Origin of the sequence: Streptomyces sp. NPDC101234 (genome assembly GCF_044767525.1) — a bacterium.
Lineage (GTDB): Bacteria > Actinomycetota > Actinomycetes > Streptomycetales > Streptomycetaceae > Streptomyces > Streptomyces sasae.
On record NZ_JBIWOA010000070.1, the window covers coordinates 1 to 16,202 of the forward strand.

General features: G+C 71.6%; 16 protein-coding genes and 1 pseudogene. 6 read left to right on the top strand and 11 right to left on the bottom strand.

The genetic code is table 11. The features are described 5' to 3' along the window. Window positions 1–125: 125 nt before the first annotated feature. The 6 genes from ACIRR9_RS53860 to ACIRR9_RS53885 form a co-directional block, all read right to left on the bottom strand. On the bottom strand, window positions 126–1,076 hold the full coding sequence (locus ACIRR9_RS53860; protein WP_403768765.1) for a VOC family protein: 951 nt from the start codon (window positions 1,074–1,076) through the stop codon (window positions 126–128). Then, on the bottom strand, window positions 1,057–2,184 hold the full coding sequence (locus ACIRR9_RS53865; protein ID WP_403768768.1) for a 4-oxalomesaconate tautomerase: 1,128 nt from the start codon (window positions 2,182–2,184) through the stop codon (window positions 1,057–1,059). Before ACIRR9_RS53865 ends, ACIRR9_RS53860 begins: the two co-directional genes overlap by 20 nt. Then, the gene (locus tag ACIRR9_RS53870; protein WP_403768771.1) at window positions 2,181–2,894 is read right to left on the bottom strand and encodes a 4-carboxy-4-hydroxy-2-oxoadipate aldolase/oxaloacetate decarboxylase; all 714 of its coding nucleotides are present in this window, start codon (window positions 2,892–2,894) and stop codon (window positions 2,181–2,183) included. Before ACIRR9_RS53870 ends, ACIRR9_RS53865 begins: the two co-directional genes overlap by 4 nt. After that, complete coding sequence (locus tag ACIRR9_RS53875) at window positions 2,891–3,679, bottom strand: PIG-L deacetylase family protein (protein WP_403768773.1); 789 nt, start codon at window positions 3,677–3,679, stop codon at window positions 2,891–2,893. The genes ACIRR9_RS53870 and ACIRR9_RS53875 overlap by 4 nt, the downstream gene beginning before the upstream one ends. Window positions 3,680–3,744: 65 nt before the next feature. Further along, window positions 3,745–4,395, bottom strand: a complete 651-nt coding sequence (locus ACIRR9_RS53880; protein WP_403768776.1) for a GntR family transcriptional regulator — start codon at window positions 4,393–4,395, stop codon at window positions 3,745–3,747. 116 nt (window positions 4,396–4,511) lie between these two features. Continuing rightward, window positions 4,512–5,369, bottom strand: coding sequence for a LysR family transcriptional regulator (locus tag ACIRR9_RS53885; protein WP_403768779.1), 858 nt, complete (start codon window positions 5,367–5,369; stop codon window positions 4,512–4,514). Between the two features lie 149 nt (window positions 5,370–5,518). On the opposite strand from ACIRR9_RS53885, the gene ACIRR9_RS53890 reads away from it, so the two are divergent. Continuing rightward, a complete protein-coding gene (locus ACIRR9_RS53890) occupies window positions 5,519–6,325 on the top strand; it encodes an EamA family transporter (RefSeq protein WP_403768782.1) in 807 nt (268 codons plus the stop codon). A 98-nt stretch (window positions 6,326–6,423) separates the two neighbouring features. Here ACIRR9_RS53890 and ACIRR9_RS53895 read toward each other — a convergent pair whose 3' ends face one another. The 4 genes from ACIRR9_RS53895 to ACIRR9_RS53910 form a co-directional block, all read right to left on the bottom strand. Then, window positions 6,424–7,590: an NAD(P)/FAD-dependent oxidoreductase gene (locus tag ACIRR9_RS53895; RefSeq protein WP_403768785.1), complete on the bottom strand. Its 1,167-nt coding sequence runs from the start codon at window positions 7,588–7,590 to the stop codon at window positions 6,424–6,426. Continuing rightward, window positions 7,587–7,784 carry a ferredoxin gene (locus tag ACIRR9_RS53900; RefSeq protein ID WP_403768788.1) on the bottom strand — a complete coding sequence of 66 codons (198 nt, stop codon included), beginning with the start codon at window positions 7,782–7,784 and terminating at the stop codon, window positions 7,587–7,589. Before ACIRR9_RS53900 ends, ACIRR9_RS53895 begins: the two co-directional genes overlap by 4 nt. Window positions 7,785–7,817: 33 nt before the next feature. Continuing rightward, on the bottom strand, window positions 7,818–9,041 hold the full coding sequence (locus tag ACIRR9_RS53905) for a cytochrome P450 (protein WP_403768791.1): 1,224 nt from the start codon (window positions 9,039–9,041) through the stop codon (window positions 7,818–7,820). A 337-nt stretch (window positions 9,042–9,378) separates the two neighbouring features. After that, entirely contained in the window at window positions 9,379–10,104 is a 726-nt protein-coding gene (locus ACIRR9_RS53910) for a response regulator transcription factor (RefSeq protein ID WP_403768794.1), read from the bottom strand. A 314-nt stretch (window positions 10,105–10,418) separates the two neighbouring features. On the opposite strand from ACIRR9_RS53910, the gene ACIRR9_RS53915 reads away from it, so the two are divergent. Next, window positions 10,419–11,459, top strand: coding sequence for a zinc-binding dehydrogenase (locus tag ACIRR9_RS53915; RefSeq protein ID WP_403768797.1), 1,041 nt, complete (start codon window positions 10,419–10,421; stop codon window positions 11,457–11,459). Here ACIRR9_RS53915 and ACIRR9_RS53920 read toward each other — a convergent pair. Continuing rightward, entirely contained in the window at window positions 11,443–12,099 is a 657-nt protein-coding gene (locus ACIRR9_RS53920; protein WP_403768800.1) for a TetR/AcrR family transcriptional regulator, read from the bottom strand. The two genes, ACIRR9_RS53915 and ACIRR9_RS53920, sit on opposite strands and share 17 nt — an antisense overlap. Before the next feature lie 209 nt (window positions 12,100–12,308). On the opposite strand from ACIRR9_RS53920, the gene ACIRR9_RS53925 reads away from it, so the two are divergent. The 4 genes and pseudogenes from ACIRR9_RS53925 to ACIRR9_RS53940 all read left to right on the top strand — a co-directional run bounded on the left by ACIRR9_RS53925 (window position 12,309) and on the right by ACIRR9_RS53940 (window position 16,188). Then, on the top strand, window positions 12,309–13,793 hold the full coding sequence (locus tag ACIRR9_RS53925) for an MFS transporter (protein WP_403768803.1): 1,485 nt from the start codon (window positions 12,309–12,311) through the stop codon (window positions 13,791–13,793). A gap of 214 nt (window positions 13,794–14,007) precedes the next feature. After that, a pseudogene (locus ACIRR9_RS53930) lies at window positions 14,008–14,196 on the top strand (hypothetical protein); the annotation flags it as partial. Between the two features lie 100 nt (window positions 14,197–14,296). Next, complete coding sequence (locus tag ACIRR9_RS53935; protein WP_403768806.1) at window positions 14,297–15,508, top strand: sensor histidine kinase; 1,212 nt, start codon at window positions 14,297–14,299, stop codon at window positions 15,506–15,508. Beyond that, window positions 15,505–16,188, top strand: a complete 684-nt coding sequence (locus ACIRR9_RS53940) for a response regulator transcription factor (RefSeq protein WP_365348152.1) — start codon at window positions 15,505–15,507, stop codon at window positions 16,186–16,188. The genes ACIRR9_RS53935 and ACIRR9_RS53940 overlap by 4 nt, the downstream gene beginning before the upstream one ends. The last annotated feature ends 14 nt before the right edge of the window (window positions 16,189–16,202 follow it).

The window sequence follows — 16,202 nt, forward strand, 5'->3', positions numbered from 1 at the left end:
TTACCCCACAAAAAAATAAAATTTTTTCAAAAAAAACAAATTATATCCCAACCCCCCCGTGGTGCCATGGGGGGGGGCCCCCCCCCCCCCCGCGCGCCCCCCACCCCCTGATGACCGAAACCGGATCAGCCGACGGGTGGTGTCCCGTGCGTGTGGAAGGACTCGATCGTCTTCAGGCCCCAGGCCTGCCCCTTGGCCCGCTCGGCCTCGGTCCAGGTGATCAGCGGCCAGTCGGGCGCCAGCACCAGCCGGGTGAGCGGGTTGCAGAGCTCGATGCGGTTGCCGCCCGGCTCGTAGACGTACAGGAAGAACGTCTGCTGGATGGCGTGCTTGTGCGGGCCGGTCTCGATGAACACCCCGCTGTCGATGGCGAGATCGGCCGCGCGCAGCACGTCCTCGCGGGTGTCGGTGGCGAAGGCGATGTGGTGCAGGCGCCCGGTCGAGCCGGTCCAGTCGGACGTGTAGACGACGTCGTACGACTTGTCGGTGAAGGTCAGCCAGCGGGCCGCGATCCTCCCGGTGTCGAGGCGGATCTGCTCGGTCGGACGGGCCCCGAGGATCCGTTCCTGGAACTCGGCGTTGGCGAGCACGTCGGCGGCCAGGAAGTTGATGTGATCCAGGCGGCGGACGCCGACGCCCCGGTTGGGCTTGGCCTGCGGCTGGTTCTTCAGGGCGGGCCTGAGCTCGTCGGGCGCCCGGTAGTACTCGCTCTCCCAGTAGAGGGCGTGTTCGTGGCCGTCCGGGTCGGTGGTGACGTAGAGCCTTCCGAGTCCGGGTTCGTCCTCGGTCCAGTGGCCGGTGCCGCCGGCCTCCTCGATCGCCCTGATACGGCGGTGCAGGGCCTCCTCACTGGAGGTGCGCAGGGCCAGGCGGCCGAGGCCGGGCCGTTCGCGGGCGGTGAGGACCAGGCTGTGGTGCTCGTAGTCGTCGAAGGTGCGCAGATAGACGGTGTCGCCGTGCCGGCCGTTGACGGTCAGTCCGAGGTAGTCGGTGAAGAAGGCGACGCTGGCGTCCAGGTCCGGGGTGAACAGCTGGGCGTGGCCGATATGGGCGATGTCACCGAGGGGCGGGGCCATCGTTGCCTCCTTGGGGTCGTGCGGGTGTGGGGGGTGTGTCGACCGCACGGGGGAAGACGGTGCCGTCGAAGATCTTGCGGGCGGTGCGGACGACCGCGGTACGAAGGGTGGCCGGCGGGGTGCCGGCGGAACCGGGATCGACGCTGACATCGATCTCCAGGAATCCGGTGGGGTGTTCGATCCGGACGCGGTCTCCGCGGTCCGGGAGCCGGGCGATTCCCTCCCCCACACCGCCGGGCAGCCTGAGGCCCGCGGCCACACTGGCGGCGCCCAGGACACCGATCGAGGTGTGGCAGCGGACCGGGATGAAGGTCCGGGTGGTGACCGCGCCGCCGTGACGGGGCGGGGCGAGCAGACTGAGTTTGGGCACGGTGGCGGTCTCCACGTCCCCGAGCCCCATCGACTTCCCTGCCGCCAGCCGGATCTCGTGCAGGCGGTCGGCGAGCGCGAGGTCCTCCTCCAGGTCCCTGGGGTCCTCGTACCCGGTGACACCGAGGGCGCCCGCGGCGATGAGCACGGTCGGCATGCCGTTGTCGACGCAGGTCACCGGAGTACCGGCGATGATGTCGCGGACGCTGCCGGTGGGCAGCAACGGGCTCTCCCCCGCCGGGAACTCGATCACCACCGGGGTGGCCGTGCCGGGCACGCCGGAGATCTCCGCGTCGCCGGTGTAGTCGACGTGCCCGCCCGGGGTCGGGAAGGTGGCGATGGCCGACTCCCCGGTGTTGAGCATCCGGATCCGTACGGAGGTCTCGCCGTCCCCGGGGGCCACGAGCCCCCGCTCCACGGCGAACGGGCCGACCCCGGCGAGGATGTTCCCGCAGTTCTGACGGTCGGTCACTTCCGGCCGGTCGACCGCGACCTGGAGGAAGAGGTAGTCGACGTCCGACACCGGGTCGTCCGACACCGAGACGACCGCCACCTTGCTGGTCAGGGGATGCGCCCCGCCCAGGCCGTCGATCTGGCGCGGGTCGGGGCTGCCCATCACCCGCAGCAGCAGGCCGTCGCGGGCGGCGGGGTCGGCGGGCAGGTCCTCGGCCAGGAAGTAGGCGCCCTTGGAGGTGCCGCCGCGCATCAGCATGCAGCGCACCTCCGCGGGCCCGGTCACTTGGTCCGCTCCTCGTGCTCCGTGTACTCCTCGTACGTCCGGTACTCGACGCCGAGCCGCTGGAGGGTCTCCCGCAGTCCGTAGCGGTCGAGGCCGAGCTGGCCGTCGATGAAGGCGGCGCGGGTCGCGGCCTCCTTGGCCTCTCGGGCCTCGGACTTCTCGACGGTCTCGCGGGCGCGCTGCCGGGGCACGACCACCACACCGTCGTCGTCGGCGAGGATCACGTCACCCGGGTTGATCACCTGCCCGTCGATGGCGATCGGCACGTTGACCGAGCCGCCGGTGGCCTTGACCGTGCCCTGCGAGGAGACCGCCCGGGACCAGGCCGCGAAGCCCATGTCCCGCAGCTCCTGGGTGTCGCGGATGCCGGTGTTGAGGACGACACCGCGCACCCCGCGCTGCTTCAGGGCGGTCGCGAACAGCTCGCCGAACAGCCCGTCCGTACAGGGCGAGGTGGTGGTGACCACCAGGATGTCGCCCGCACCGCACTGCTCGACGGCAGCGTGGATCATGAGGTTGTCGCCGGGCCAGCCGATCACGGTGACGGCCGTGCCCGCGACGCGCACACCCTGCTGGACGGGACGGATCCCCGGACCGAGCAGTCCGGTCCGCCCCATGGCCTCGCTCACGGTGGCCACACCGAAGCCGGCCAGCGCGTCCACGTCCTTCAGCTCCGCCTTCGGCGGGTCGGTGACGATCACGCCGCTCACGCCAGCTCCTTCGCGATCTGCGGGAACGGGCGCATGAACGCCTCGGCCATGGTGTTGTGCGCCAGGCCGAGATTCGGTCCCGCGTTGCGCTTGAGCTGGACGCCCCGGCGGACGGCCAGGTCCGTGTAGTAGGCCCACAGGTGCTGCTGGGCGCCGAGACATTCCATCGCCTTGCGCTTGGTGTCCCAGACCTCGGTGATGTCGAGGAGCACCTCGGGCCGGAAGCCGCTCATCTCGGGCTGGTGCGGCTCGAAGTAGAAGACCGGCGGGGCGCCGATGATGTCGCCCTCGCCCGGGTAGCCGATGGCCTGGGCGAGGATCCGGGCCTCAAGGGCCATGCGGTTGGCGGCCGGATGGTCGCCGTTGTAGGGGTCGTCGACGGGGTGGGTGAGCACGACGTCGGGCTGGGTCTCGCGGTAGACGGCGACCAGCTGGTCCGTCAGCTCGGCGGAGGCGGTCAGCGGGTAGTCGCCGGCGTCGAAGAAGCGGACCCCGGCGCCGAGAGCGGCGGCGGCCCGCTCCGCCTCCTCCCGGCGTATCGCCTTGATCTCCTCGAGATTCCTGCCCTCGCGCCACGCCTTGGCGGACTCGCCGCGCTCGCCGAAGGTCAGACACGCGATGGTGACCTTCTCGCCCCGGGACGCGGCCAGGGCGATGGCTCCGCCCGCCCGCCACACGAAGTCCCCGGCGTGCGCGGTGACGACCAGGGTGGATCGCGGTGGGGATGGGGGTCCCCCCGGTCGGGCGATGCCGAGACTGGGGGAGGGCGCGTCGGCGTGGGTCATTGCAGAAATCTCCTTGGTGGACAGGTGTGCGCCCACCCACCCCGGACGTCATGCGAAGCGCTGCGTCAGTCGCTCAGCGCGTCGATCACGCTCGTGAGGTGGGCGCGGACGGCCGCCTCGGCCGCCTGCGGGTCCCTGGCCCTGATCGCCTCGATCATCGCCAGATGCTCGCTCAGGGATTGCTGCGGACGCCCCGGACGCAGCGCCAGCTGGAAGCGGTGCCGCACCAGTTGGGCGTTGAGCCGCTCCAGCAGTTCCACGGCGGTCTGCTGGCCGGAAATGCCCCGGATCTTGTCGTGGAGTTCGTGGTTGAGCTCGGAGTACGTGACCGGTTCGCCGTCGGCGACGGCCTTGGTCATGGCCGCCCCGAGATCCGCGAGCTCGGCGAGCTGCTCGTCGCTGGCCGCGACGGCCGCCTTGGCCGCGCACAGTCCTTCCAGGACCATGCGGCACTCCGTGATCGCGACCGCTTCCTGCACGGTCACCACCCGCACCCGCGAGCCGCGGTTGCGGATCCGCTCGACCAGTCCCTGCGCCTCCAGATCGATCAGTGCCGCACGGATGCTGGCCCGTGTCACACCGAACTCCTCGGCGAGCTCGTTCTCCACCAGCCGCTGGGCCGGGGCCATCTCGCCGTGCAGGATCGCCTGCCGCAGCAGCGCGAGCGCATGCTGCTTGGCCTGCTCTCCGGTGGTCGGACGGGCTTCTTTCGGCATCGTGCCCTCCCTGAGTGAGTGCCTGTCGAACGTAAATCTAGCCAAACAGGATTGTCAACAATTTTGTCTGCCGTATTGCCGCCGCGATCCGCGCACGCGGTCCGGCACACGCGCGCTCAGCCCGAGCGGTAGAGCTCGCTGAGCAGTTCGAGAACGGCCTGGTGGGCGGGGTGCGGATCGTCCCGCCACCAGGCCAGCCGGACCGCGACCGGTTCGGCGTCCCGGACCGGCCGGTAGACGATGCCGGGCCGCGGATACTGGTGGGCGGTCGACTCCGCGGTCACACCGATGCCGCGTCCGGCGGCGATCTCGGTGAGCCAGTCGTCGACGGAGCGGGTCTCCTCGACGGCCGGCCGGGCCCCCGGCGGCCACAGGTCGGGAGTGGTCGTACCGGTTCGCCGGTCGGTCATCACGGTCCGGCCGGTGAGATCGGCGAGGCGTACGGACCGGCGCCGGGCCAGCGGATCGTCGGCGGCCAGCGCGCACAGCCGCCGTTCCAGGCCGGCGATGGCCGTGTCGAACCGCCGGTCGTCGAGAGGCCGCCGCAGGACGGACAGGTCACAGGCCCCTTCGCTCAGCCCGGCGGACGGCGAGTTCACGCGGATCAGATGCAGGTCGACCCCGGGGTGCGCCGTGTTCCATCCACGCTGGAAGGCGACGGTGTGCCGCCCCACGGCCGACCACGCGTAGCCGATCCGCAGCCGGGTGTGCCCCGAGGTGGCCTCCTGGACCAGGTCGGCGACGTCCCCCAGCACCCGGCGGGCCCGCTCCACCACCCGCAGTCCGGTCGCCGTCGGCGTCACCTCACGCGAGGTGCGCCGCAACAGCCGTACACCGAGGGCCCGTTCGAGCCCCGCCAAAGTGCGGGACACGGCCGCCTGGGACACCCCCAGGGCGATCGCGGCGTCGGTGAAGGTGCCCTCGTCCACGATGGCGACGAGACAGCGCAGCTGCCGCAGCTCGATCTCATCCATACGTTCATCGTATAGATCGAGAGTCGCATGCATTTTGCGCATGAACCGGCAAGGCGCACGCTCGCCTCATGCGACGTAGTCTCGAACGTCCCGCGACAACCGTCTCCCCCGCTGTCCCGACACACCCCCCGCAGGGGCGCCTGGCAGGCGTGGCGACCATGTTCGGCAGCGGCCTGTCCAACCAGACCGGCGCGGCCATCGGCGCGCTGGCCTTCCCGGTCCTCGGCCCGCTCGGTGTGGTGGCGGTACGGCAGTACGTCGCCGCCCTCGTCCTCGTGGCCGTCGGCCGCCCGCGCCCTCGCTCCTTCACCTGGCCGCAGTGGTGGCCGGTGCTGCTGCTGGCGGCGGTCTTCGGCACGATGAACCTCACCCTGTACACCGCCATCGACCGGATCGGCCTGGGCCTGGCGGTCACCCTGGAGTTCCTGGGCCCGCTCGCCATCGCCCTCGCCGCGTCCCGCCGCCGGCTGGACGCGGGGTGCGCGGTGCTGGCGGCGGCGGGGGTGGTGGTGCTGATGCGCCCGCAGCCGTCGACGGACTACGCGGGAATGGGGCTGGGCCTGATAGCGGCGTGCTGCTGGGCGTCGTACATCCTGCTGAACCGGCTCGTCGGCCAACGCATCCCGGGGGCACAGGGTTCGGCGGCGGCCGCGTCCGTGTCGGCGCTGACGTTCCTGCCGATCGGAATCGTCGTAGCGGTACGGCACCCGCCGACGGCAGGTGCGGTCCTGTGCGCTGTGGCGGCGGGCGTCCTGTCGTCGGCGGTCCCGTACCTGGCCGACCTCCTCACCCTTCGCAAGGTCCCGGCCCAGACCTTCGGCCTGTTCATGAGCGTCAACCCGGTCCTGGCGGCGGTGGTGGGGTGGGTGGTGCTGGGGCAGAGCCTGGGGCTTCTGGAGTGGGCGGCAATCGGGGCGGTGGTCGCTGCGAACGCGGTGAGTATCGCGACCCGTTAGGGGCGCGGGGAACTGCGCGACCAGCCACAATCCACCCGCACATCCGCCACGACACTCAACCACCCACGGCGGAGGGCACCTTCACCCGCCCCGCATACTCACCCCGTCAGCACGGCCTCCCCCCACGCCGCCCCCAGCGAGACGGCCTGCCGCCACCCCCGAAGCACCTTCGGCGGCATCCCCACCGCAAGCACCCCGCTCAACCGCTCCCCCGTCCGGTACGCGGCCACGAACCGCCCCTCCTCCAAATCCCCCTCCACCACCCGCACTTCCTCGTGCCCGCGCAGATACCCGTACGCCTGGATCTTCATCTCGTACTGGTCGGACCAGAAGTACGGCACCGGCGCGAACGCCTTGCGCGCCCCGGGGTTGAGGAGGTTGCGCGCCGCGGCCATCCCCTGCTCCGCCGCGTTCGTCCGGTGCTCGATCCGCATCGACACGCCGAACAACGGGTTGTGCCACCGGGCCACGTCCCCGGCCGCGTACACATCCCGCGCCGCCTCGCAGTACTCGTCGCAGACGACCCCGTCGCCCACGCTCAGCCCGCTGCCGGCGAGCCACTCGGTGTTGGGCAGGGAGCCGATCGCGACCAGCACCTCGTCGGCCGCGATCTCCTCCCCGTCGGCGAGCCGGACCCCCTCCTCGGTCACCTCGGTCACCGTGACCCCGGTCCGCAGGTCCACGCCCCGCTCCCGATGGGCCCGGGACAGTGCCCGCCCCACCTCCTCACCGACCGCGTGTGCGAGCGGCACCGGCGCCGGTTCCAGCAACGTCACCTGCGCGCCCAGCCGCCAGGCGACCGCGGCGGCCTCGGCGCCGAGGAACCCGGCGCCGACCACCACCAGCCGCTGCCCCGGCCCGATCCGCTCCCGGAGGGTGAGCGCGTCGTCGAGGGTGCGCAGCACATGCGCGCCCTCCCCCGGCAGCCGCCGCGGCCGTACGCCCGTGGCCAGGATCAGCCCGTCGTACGGGACTTCCGAGCCGTCGGCCAGACGCAGCGTACGGTCCGCCACGTCGAGGCCGCACGCGGCCACCCCGAGCCGCAACTCCATTTCCAATGCGTCGAGTTCGGTTGGTGCTCGCAGTACCACCCGGTCCGGTGCCCACTCGGCCGACAGCACCTGCTTGGACAACGGCGGCCGGTCGTATGGCACGTGGGGTTCGTCGCCGACGAGGGTGAGCGTGCCGTCGTAGCCCTCGCGGCGGAGGGTCTCGGCCGCCGCGAGCCCGGCGGCGGAGGCGCCGACGACCACGATCCGGTTCACTGTGCCGCCAGCCGGATCGCGGCGGCCGGGCAGATCGCCACCGCTTCACGGACGTCGTCGAGGGTCTCCTCGGCCGGGTTCTCGTCGATCACGAAGGCGATGCCGTCGTCGTCCCGCTGGTCGAAGACCTCGGGGGCGACGAGCACGCACTGCCCGGATGCGACGCACTTCGGTTCGTCCAGTTCGACGCGCATGGTGTTCTCCTTGCTTTTCATGGGGGAGGTGGGTCACCAGGTGACGGGGAGTTGGTAGACGCCGTACACGCCGCCGTTGTGCTTGAAGGGGAGGCCGACGATGTCGGCGGCGAGGCGAAGGGTGGGGATACGGCGGTAGAGGGTGCCGTAGACCACCTGGAGTTCCATCCGGGCCAGCGGCTGGCCCAGGCACTGGTGGACTCCGAAGCCGAAGGCGACATGGCGGCGGGCGTCGCGCGTCAGGTCGAGGCGGTCCGGGTCAGTGAAGACCTCCGGATCGCGGTTGGCGATCTCGCCGGGCATGATCACGCCTTCGCCGGCCCGGATCACCTGCCCGGCGACCTCGATGTCCGCCAGCACCGCACGACGCCGTCCGCTGTGCACGATGCTCAGATAGCGCAGCAGCTCCTCGACCGCGGCGGCGATCGCCCTGGGGTCGTCGGTGTCACGCAACAGGGCGAGCTGTTCGGGGTGTTCGAGCAGGGCGAGGGTGCCGAGCGCGATCATGTTGGCGGTGGTCTCGTGCCCGGCGAGCAGCAGCAGTACGCCCATCTGCGCGGCGCCCAGCCGGGTCAGCTCGCCGGCCCGGACCCGGGCCACGAGCCCCGAGAACAGGTCGTCGGCGGGCTGCTCCATCTTCTCGCCCATCAGCCGGTCGAGGTATTCGACCAGCCTGCCGTGCGCCGCCGTCCGGTCCTCGACCGACGTGTCCCGGCTGATGAGGAGCTTGCTGTTCTCCTGGAAGAAGTCGTGGTCGTCGTAGGGCACGCCGAGCAGTGCGCAGATGACCAGCGAGGGCACCGGGAGCGCGAAGGCCTCGACCAGGTCGACGGGGTTGGGTCCGGCAAGCATGCCGTCGATCAGCTCGTCGACGATCTTCTGCACGGCGGGCCGCATGGCGTCGACGCGCTTGACCGCGAACGGCGCGGTGACCATGCGGCGCAGCCGGGCGTGCTCGGGGTCGTCCATCATGATGAAGCTGATGTTGTTCTTGCCGTTGCTGGGTGCCTGGAGCGGGTATCCGGGACGGTCGGCCTCGGCGCTGACCCTCGGGTCGAGCAGCACGGCGCGCTGGTCGGCGTACCGGGTGAGCAGCCAGTAGTCCTTGCCGTCCCAGAGCCGGACCTTGGTGAGGGGTCCCTCCTCCCGGGCGGCCCCGAGGGCCGGGGCCGGGTCGAAGGGGCAGCCGGCGGCGCGGGGCATCGGGTAGTCGCGGACCTGCGCGGCCGGGCCGGGGTCGGTCAGGGTGTCGGCCATCTCTGTCTCCTCGGGGTGGGGGACTCCGCTCGCTGCGGAGCGCCGGGACGATGGTTACGAGGCCTCGATAAACACATGCAAACAGGTAGGACTGACCGGTTGCGGTCAGTTTCCTGACAGGAGGCTGACGTGGGCCGGATCACACGACAGCACCATTGCCGTAAACCGCACATCAATGGCAGATGTCATGAACTTCCTTACAGCAGACCTATGTTGAAATCCGCGCGAGCATCACGCGGTCACCCTGCGGCACCCTCTCCCCCATCCGGGGGCGTCCACCGCCGGGCGGCCCTCAGTGCGCACCGGACATTTGCTCAGTAATTGCAGTGCGAAGCATTCACGCATCCTCCGACGACTCCCCCAGCCAGTAGCCGAAGCCCCGCCGGGTGTGGATCAGCGCGGGCCCGCTCCGGTCCACCTTGCGCCGGAGCCGGGAGACCAGTTGCTCGATGGCGTTGTCGCCCCGGAACTCGCCCCAGACATAGCGGCTGATCTGCTCCTTGGAGAGCACCTTGTGGGCGTTGACGAGAAGGTGGTGCAGCAGCCGGTACTCGGCGGGCGTGAGGTCGAGGGTGCGGGCGTCCCGGCGGGCCCGGCAGGTGGCGTCGTCGAGGACCAGGTCGGCATGGCTCAGCGCGTTCCCGGTGCGGGCGCCGCCGCCCGCGTCCCGGAGCAGCACCTTCACGCGGGCCAGGACCTCGGCGATCCGGAAGGGCCGGGTGACGTAGTCCCGCGCGCCGGTGCCGAGTTCGGGCACGATCCGGGCCAGCGAGTCACCGGCGGCCAGCAGGAGGACGGGCGGCCGGTAGGCCGGCTTCAGTCGGCCGCCCTGGCCTAATTCGCCGAGGCCGGGGAGCTCGGAGTCGATGACGACCAGGTCCAACCGGTGCTCCGCCAGTCGCCGCACCACCTCGGCGCCGCGGTCCGCGACCGCGATCCGGTAGCCGGCCAACTCCAGCGTGGTGGCGAGGAGTTCGGACGTGTCCGGGTCACCGGTGGCGACCAGGAGGTGCTGCCCGTTGCCACGGGCCAGGGCCCGGGATGCCGGAGGGCTGCCGTACATGGGATGACCATTCGTTCGAGTGCGCGGGAATTTGCTTGCTTGACTCAAGTAAGCCACATGTGCTTGCCTAACTCAAGTAATCGGGGTCGCCTTGAGCGGAGGCCGCCCCGAGGGCCTGCCCCGGCGGACAGGCCCCGGCGTCGGACCCGTGGGGACGGGGGCCGGCGCGGTCCTCGGGCCGGGCGCCGGCTCACTCCCCCCAGCCCGGCACCCGGCCCGGGGACCTCCTCTGCCGGACCTCCCTGACACCCCTGGCACCACCAGAAAGCCTCCGGAAAGCTCCCGGAGGGCCTCCAGAAAGCGAGAGTCACCCCATGGCCACGATGAAGTCCGTACAGACCGGCGGCGTCGGCCGGATCGAGGTCGTGGACGTCGAGCGTCCCGTGCCCGGCCCGAAGGACGTGCTCCTGCGGATCCGCGCGGGCGGTATCTGCGGCACCGACGTCACCTTCCTGCACATGGGCGGCATGCCCGCCCGCGCCCACCTGGGCGGCGAGCTGGTCCCGGTGGCCCTGGGCCACGAGCCCGCCGGCGAGGTCGTGGAGGCCGGCGCCGAGGTCACGGGACTGAAGGTGGGCGACCGGGTGGTGGTGAACCCGCAGGACGCGCCCACCGGGATCATCGGCTGCGGTGGCCGGTACGGCGCCCTCAGCGAGTACCTGCTGATCGAGAACGCCGAGGTCGGCAGGAGCGTCGCGGTGTTCCCGGACACCGTGCCCTTCGCCGTCGCCTCCCTCAACGAACCGATGGCGGTCTCCCGGCACGCCGTCAACCGCTCCGGGGCCGGACCGGACGACAGGGTGGTGGTCTTCGGCGCGGGCCCGATCGGCCTCGGTGCCGCGATCTGGCTGAAGCTGCGGGGCGTCCGGCACGTGGTCGTCGCCGACGTCATCCCGTCCCGGCTGGAGAAGGCACTCGCCGTGGGCGCGGACGCGGTCGTCAACTCGGCCGAGGAGGACGTCACCGAGCGGCTGACCGAGCTGCACGGGCAGAGCGCCAACGCGCTGGGCCAGCCCCGCCCGGGTACCGACATATTCATCGACGCGGCCGGCGCTCCGGTGGTCTTCGACACGGTGGTGGCCAACGCCAAGTGGCACGCCAGGCTGGTCATGGTCGCCGTGCAGAAGAAGGGCGAGGTCGACCTCGGCGGGATGCTCCGCAGCGAACTGACGCTGGTCGCCTCGCAGGGCTACCCGACCGAGATCTTCGAGGTCACCCCGGAACTGGTCGAGCACCATGAGCGGTTCGCGAAGCTGATCAGCCACAGTGTGCCGTTCACCGAGGTGGACCGCGCCTTCGAGCTGGCGCTCACGCCGGGCGCCGCGGAGAAGGTCGTCGTCACCTTCGATGCGTAGGGGTGAAGGGCGCCAGCCACAGTCCGAGGAGCGCGTCGGTGAGTCCGGTGGCCGCGTCGCTCCAGGTGGCGCGTGGCGTGGCGGTGCCCTCGGCGAGGGCGCGCTCCCGCTCGGCGCAGGTGTGCAGGATCAGCGTCCGGGCCATCTGGCCGCGTTCGGCGCGGACCTCGGCGGGCAGCTCCGGCAGCCGCCGGTTCAGTCCGGCCGCGGCCTCCCGCAGTGACGGCGAGGCGAGGGAATCCTCGATCATGATCTCGTAGAGGGCCGGGTCGGTCGCCACCTGGGCGCAGAAGCGGGCGTACCAGGTGGGGCTGCCCAGGCTCGCGAGATGTTCGGTGATCGGGCGGACCAGGCAGTCCACCCAGTGCCGTACGTCGTCGGAGTCGCCGACCGCGGCCAGCAGCCGGACCCGGATCGCCTCGATCCGGTCGAAGTGCCGGGCGGCGACGGCGCGGACGAGGTCGGCCTTGGTGCCGAAGTGGTAGCCGACGGCCGTGTTGTTGCCCTGGCCCGCGGCTTCGCCGACCTGGCGGTTGGAGACGGCGTACACGCCCTGTTCGGCGAACAGCCGCTCCGCCGCACTCAGGATGGCCTCCCGCGTCGCGCTGACCTGCTCCGCCCGTGCCGTCCTGCCCGCCATGTCCACCACCGCTCCGAGACCGCACATCACCCGGACCGGCCGGTCCCGCGAGCCGTACCGGGGCCTCGCCCGGGGCGGCGAGGTCCAGCCGAGAAAGCCTACGTGGCGGCACCGCACGGTGCCGCCGGGCCCTGCCATTAGAGTAAGTCAGGCGACTGACTTAAATAATTGCCAGATCGCTCTTTTCCTGCCTACGGAGGCCTTCTCCCATGTCCGATGCCCCTGTCCGGCCCACCGGGCCCGCCGGGCCCGCGAGCACCGCACGACCGAACCCGAACGCGGTGGTGGCGGTGCTGGCCCTGGCCGGTATCACCGTCTCGCTGATGCAGACCCTGGTGATCCCGATCGTCCCGGAGCTGCCGAAGTACCTGAACGCCTCCCCGTCCAACGCGGCCTGGGCGGTGACCGCGACCCTGCTGGCCGCCGCCGTGGCCACCCCGATGGCCGGCCGCATCGGCGACATGTTCGGCAAGCGGCTGATGCTGCTGATCAGCCTGGTGCTGCTGGTCTGCGGCTCGGTGGTGGCCGCGCTGAGCGACTCGCTGGTCCCGATGATCATCGGCCGTACCCTGCAGGGACTGGCGTCCGCGGTGGTCCCGCTGGGCATCAGCATCATGCGTGACGAGCTGCCTCCGGAGCGGCTGGCGGGTTCGACGGCGCTGATGAGCGCCTCGCTGGGCGTCGGCGGCGCGCTGGGCCTGCCGTCCGCGGCCTTCATCGCGGACCACTTCAGCTGGCATGTGCTGTTCTGGACCTCGGCCGCCCTCGGTGTCGTGGCGTTCGCGCTGGTCATAATGCTGGTGCCGGAGTCCAAGGTGCGCTCGGGCGGCCGGTTCGACGCGGTCGGCGCGGCCGGTCTCGCGGTCGGCCTGGTCTCGCTGCTGCTGGCCGTCTCCAAGGGTGCGGACTGGGGCTGGGCGAGCGGCACCACGCTCGGCCTGTTCGCCCTCGCGGTCGTGGTCCTCGCCGCCTGGGGCTTCTTCGAACTGCGCACCTCCCAGCCGCTGGTCGACCTGCGCACCACCGTCCGCCGCCAGGTGCTGTTCACCAACCTCGCCTCGATCGCGTTCGGCTTCTCGATGTTCGCGATGTCCCTGGTGCTGCCGCAGCTGCTCCAGCTGCCGACCCAGACGGGCTACGGCCTCGGCAAGTCGATGCTGACGGTCGGCCTGGTGATGGCTCCGCAGGGTCTGGTCATGATGGCCTTCGCCCCGGTCTCCGCCGCGATCACCAAGTCCAGGGGCCCGAAGGTCACGCTGATGATCGGCGCGGTGATCGTCGGTGCGGGCTACGGCCTCAACATCCTCCTGATGTCCCAGGTCTGGCACCTGATCCTGGTGTCCTGCATCATCGGCGCCGGTGTCGGCTTCGCGTACGGCGCGATGCCCGCGCTGATCATGGGTGCCGTCCCGGCGTCGGAGACGGCCGCCGCGAACAGCCTCAACACGCTGATGCGGTCCATCGGCACGTCGGTGGCCAGCGCCCTCGCCGGGGTGATCCTGTCCCAGCTGACCATCAACCTCGGCGGCCACACCCTGCCGTCCGAGAACGGCTTCAAGGTCGTCATGGCGATCGGTGCGGGCGCGGCCGCCCTGGCCTTCGTCCTCGCCTCCTTCCTGCCGGGCCGGCGTCCGGCGGACGCGGAGCCCGCTGCGGAGACCGTCGCCGAGCCCACGGCCGAGGCGATGCGCTGACCCGCGGGCAGGGACCGTCCGCCGGAACCCGCCGGGTAGCGGGTGCCGGCGGGCGGACCGCTTCTCGGTGCCGGCGTACCTGCACAGCTCCTGACCACCGGCTGTCGCCCGCCGCAAGGACATGGACGGCCGCGTGTACTGCGTACTCAGTAGCCGGGATTGTCGGCAGCCGCACGACGACGGGACAGGGCGGCCCCGGGGACGCTGGTCCGGCCTGTTCGACGCGTTCGTCGTACGGATGGCGATCGTCCCGGCGGTACTGGCCCTGCTGGGCCGGTCGGCCTGGTGGCTGCCGAAGGGGCTGGACCGGCTGCCGCCGTCCGTGGACGTCAAGGGTGAGGCCCTGAGCCGTGCGGTGCCCGCCCCGGCCGGCGACTCCGCGGCGGAACCGGCTCGTCTGTGACACCCTCCCCGCCCCACCGGGCCGCCCGCGCCACCGCAGCGCGGGCGGCCCGCTCGCCGTATCGCGGACCATGGTCACAGGAGACCTACCGGAGCCACCGATGAACGCCCCCTGGCAGCGCTACACCGAGGAACACACCCGCACCGTCGACACCATGGCGGCGGTGCTGCTGTTCGCCGCGTTCCTGTTCGGCAGCGAGATCACCATGAGCAGCGAGGACCGGCCGCACGCGGTCGGCCTCACCATCGCCCTCGCCGCGGTCGGCTGCGGTGCCCTGTTCTGGCAGCGCACCCGGCCGCGCGCGGCCGTCGCCGTCAGCGCGGTGTGCACCGCGGCCGCCGCCGGGCTCGGGCATCTGCCCACCCCGCTGCTGCTGGGCGCGCTGATGCTGGCGCTGTACCGGCTGGCGGTCGACACCGACCGGCCGACCGCGCGCCGTTACTACCTCGGCAGCCTCGCCCTGGTGGTGAGCGTGGCGATGGTCTTCGACCCGGTGGGCAACGCCTGGCCGCTGAAGACGATCGGCCCGGCCGCCTGGCTGCTGCTGCCGGTCGTCGCCGGCAATGCCGTACGGCTGCAGGGCGCGTATCTGGAGGCCGTACGGGCGAGGGCCGAGTACGCGGAGCGGAGCCGGGAGGAGGAGGCACGGCACCGGGTCGCGGAGGAGCGGATGCGGATCGCGCGGGAACTGCACGACGTGGTGGCCCACCATCTGGCACTTGCCAACGCCCAGGCCGGCACGGCGGCCCACCTCTCGCGCACCCATCCCGACCAGGTGCACGGCATCCTCGGGGATCTCGCCGGTACGACCTCCGCCGCGCTGCGCGAACTCAAGGCCACCGTGGGGCTGCTGCGGGCGACCGACGACCCCGGTCTGCCGCTCGCTCCGAGCCCCGGACTCGCGCAACTGCCGGAGCTGACCGAGGCCTGCGAGTCCGCCGGGCTGACCGTGCACGTCAGCGTCGAGGGCACCCCGCGTCCGCTGACGGCGGGTGTGGACCTGACGGCGTACCGGATCGTGCAGGAGGCGCTGACCAACGTGACCAAACACGCCTCGGTCGAGGACGCGTACGTCCGGATCGGCTGGTCGCAGGACCGGCTGACCCTCACGATCGCCGACGACGGCACCGCCACCGCACCGGCAGCGCCCGCCACCGGGCGCGGATTCGGGCTGATCGGGATGCGCGAGCGGGCGCAGTCGGTCGGCGGTGCCTTCGCCGCCGGGCACCGCGACGGCGGCGGCTTCGAAGTCACCACCCGGCTGCCGCTGTACGCGGGCGCCACGGAACCGGAGGAAGAACGGACACCATGACCATCCGCGTGCTGCTCGCCGACGACCAGGCCCTGCTGCGGGCCACCTTCCGGATCCTGATCGACTCCTGCGACGACCTGGAGGTGGTCGGCGAGGCCACCGACGGCGCCGAGGCGATCGCGCTCACCCGTGAGCTGCGGCCCGACGTCGTGCTGATGGACATCAGGATGCCCGGCACCGACGGGCTGGCCGCCACGGCCGCCGTCTGTGCCGACCCGGAGCTGTCCGGCGTCCGGGTGCTGATCCTGACCACGTTCGAGGTCGACGAGTACGTGGCGCATGCGCTGCGGTCCGGGGCCAGCGGCTTCCTCGGCAAGGACGTGACGGCGGAGGCGCTGCTGGCCGGGATCCGTACGGTGGCCTCCGGCGAGTCGCTGCTCTCCCCCACCGCGACCCGCACGCTCATCACCAGGTTCCTGGCCGCGCCCGTACCCGGCGCCCGGCTCGCCGCCCCGGAGCAGCTGCGGGTTCTCACCGCGCGCGAGCGCGAGGTGATGGCGCTCGCGGCACAGGGCAGCTCCAACGAGGAGATCGCCGAGAAGCTGTTCGTCTCCCCGCTGACCGTACGCACCCACATCCACCGGGCGATGACCAAGCTGGACGCCCGCGACCGGGCGCAACTCGTCGTGATGGCCTACCAGTCGGGACTGGTGCACCCCCCGCCGGCCGGGACCGGCTGAGGCCTGTTCGGGGG

Excerpts from the sequence above, each read along its gene's own strand:
- ACIRR9_RS53860 (WP_403768765.1), bottom strand. The coding sequence starts at position 1,076 with ATGGCCCCGCCCCTCGGTGACATCGCCCATATCGGCCACGCCCAGCTG.
- ACIRR9_RS53875 (WP_403768773.1), bottom strand. The coding sequence starts at position 3,679 with ATGACCCACGCCGACGCGCCCTCCCCCAGTCTCGGCATCGCCCGACCG.
- ACIRR9_RS53880 (WP_403768776.1), bottom strand. The coding sequence starts at position 4,395 with ATGCCGAAAGAAGCCCGTCCGACCACCGGAGAGCAGGCCAAGCAGCAT.
- ACIRR9_RS53885 (WP_403768779.1), bottom strand. The coding sequence starts at position 5,369 with ATGGATGAGATCGAGCTGCGGCAGCTGCGCTGTCTCGTCGCCATCGTG.
- ACIRR9_RS53900 (WP_403768788.1), bottom strand. The coding sequence starts at position 7,784 with ATGCGCGTCGAACTGGACGAACCGAAGTGCGTCGCATCCGGGCAGTGC.
- ACIRR9_RS53905 (WP_403768791.1), bottom strand. The coding sequence starts at position 9,041 with ATGGCCGACACCCTGACCGACCCCGGCCCGGCCGCGCAGGTCCGCGAC.
- ACIRR9_RS53910 (WP_403768794.1), bottom strand. The coding sequence starts at position 10,104 with ATGTACGGCAGCCCTCCGGCATCCCGGGCCCTGGCCCGTGGCAACGGG.
- ACIRR9_RS53915 (WP_403768797.1), top strand. The coding sequence starts at position 10,419 with ATGGCCACGATGAAGTCCGTACAGACCGGCGGCGTCGGCCGGATCGAG.
- ACIRR9_RS53920 (WP_403768800.1), bottom strand. The coding sequence starts at position 12,099 with ATGGCGGGCAGGACGGCACGGGCGGAGCAGGTCAGCGCGACGCGGGAG.
- ACIRR9_RS53925 (WP_403768803.1), top strand. The coding sequence starts at position 12,309 with ATGTCCGATGCCCCTGTCCGGCCCACCGGGCCCGCCGGGCCCGCGAGC.
- ACIRR9_RS53935 (WP_403768806.1), top strand. The coding sequence starts at position 14,297 with ATGAACGCCCCCTGGCAGCGCTACACCGAGGAACACACCCGCACCGTC.
- ACIRR9_RS53940 (WP_365348152.1), top strand. The coding sequence starts at position 15,505 with ATGACCATCCGCGTGCTGCTCGCCGACGACCAGGCCCTGCTGCGGGCC.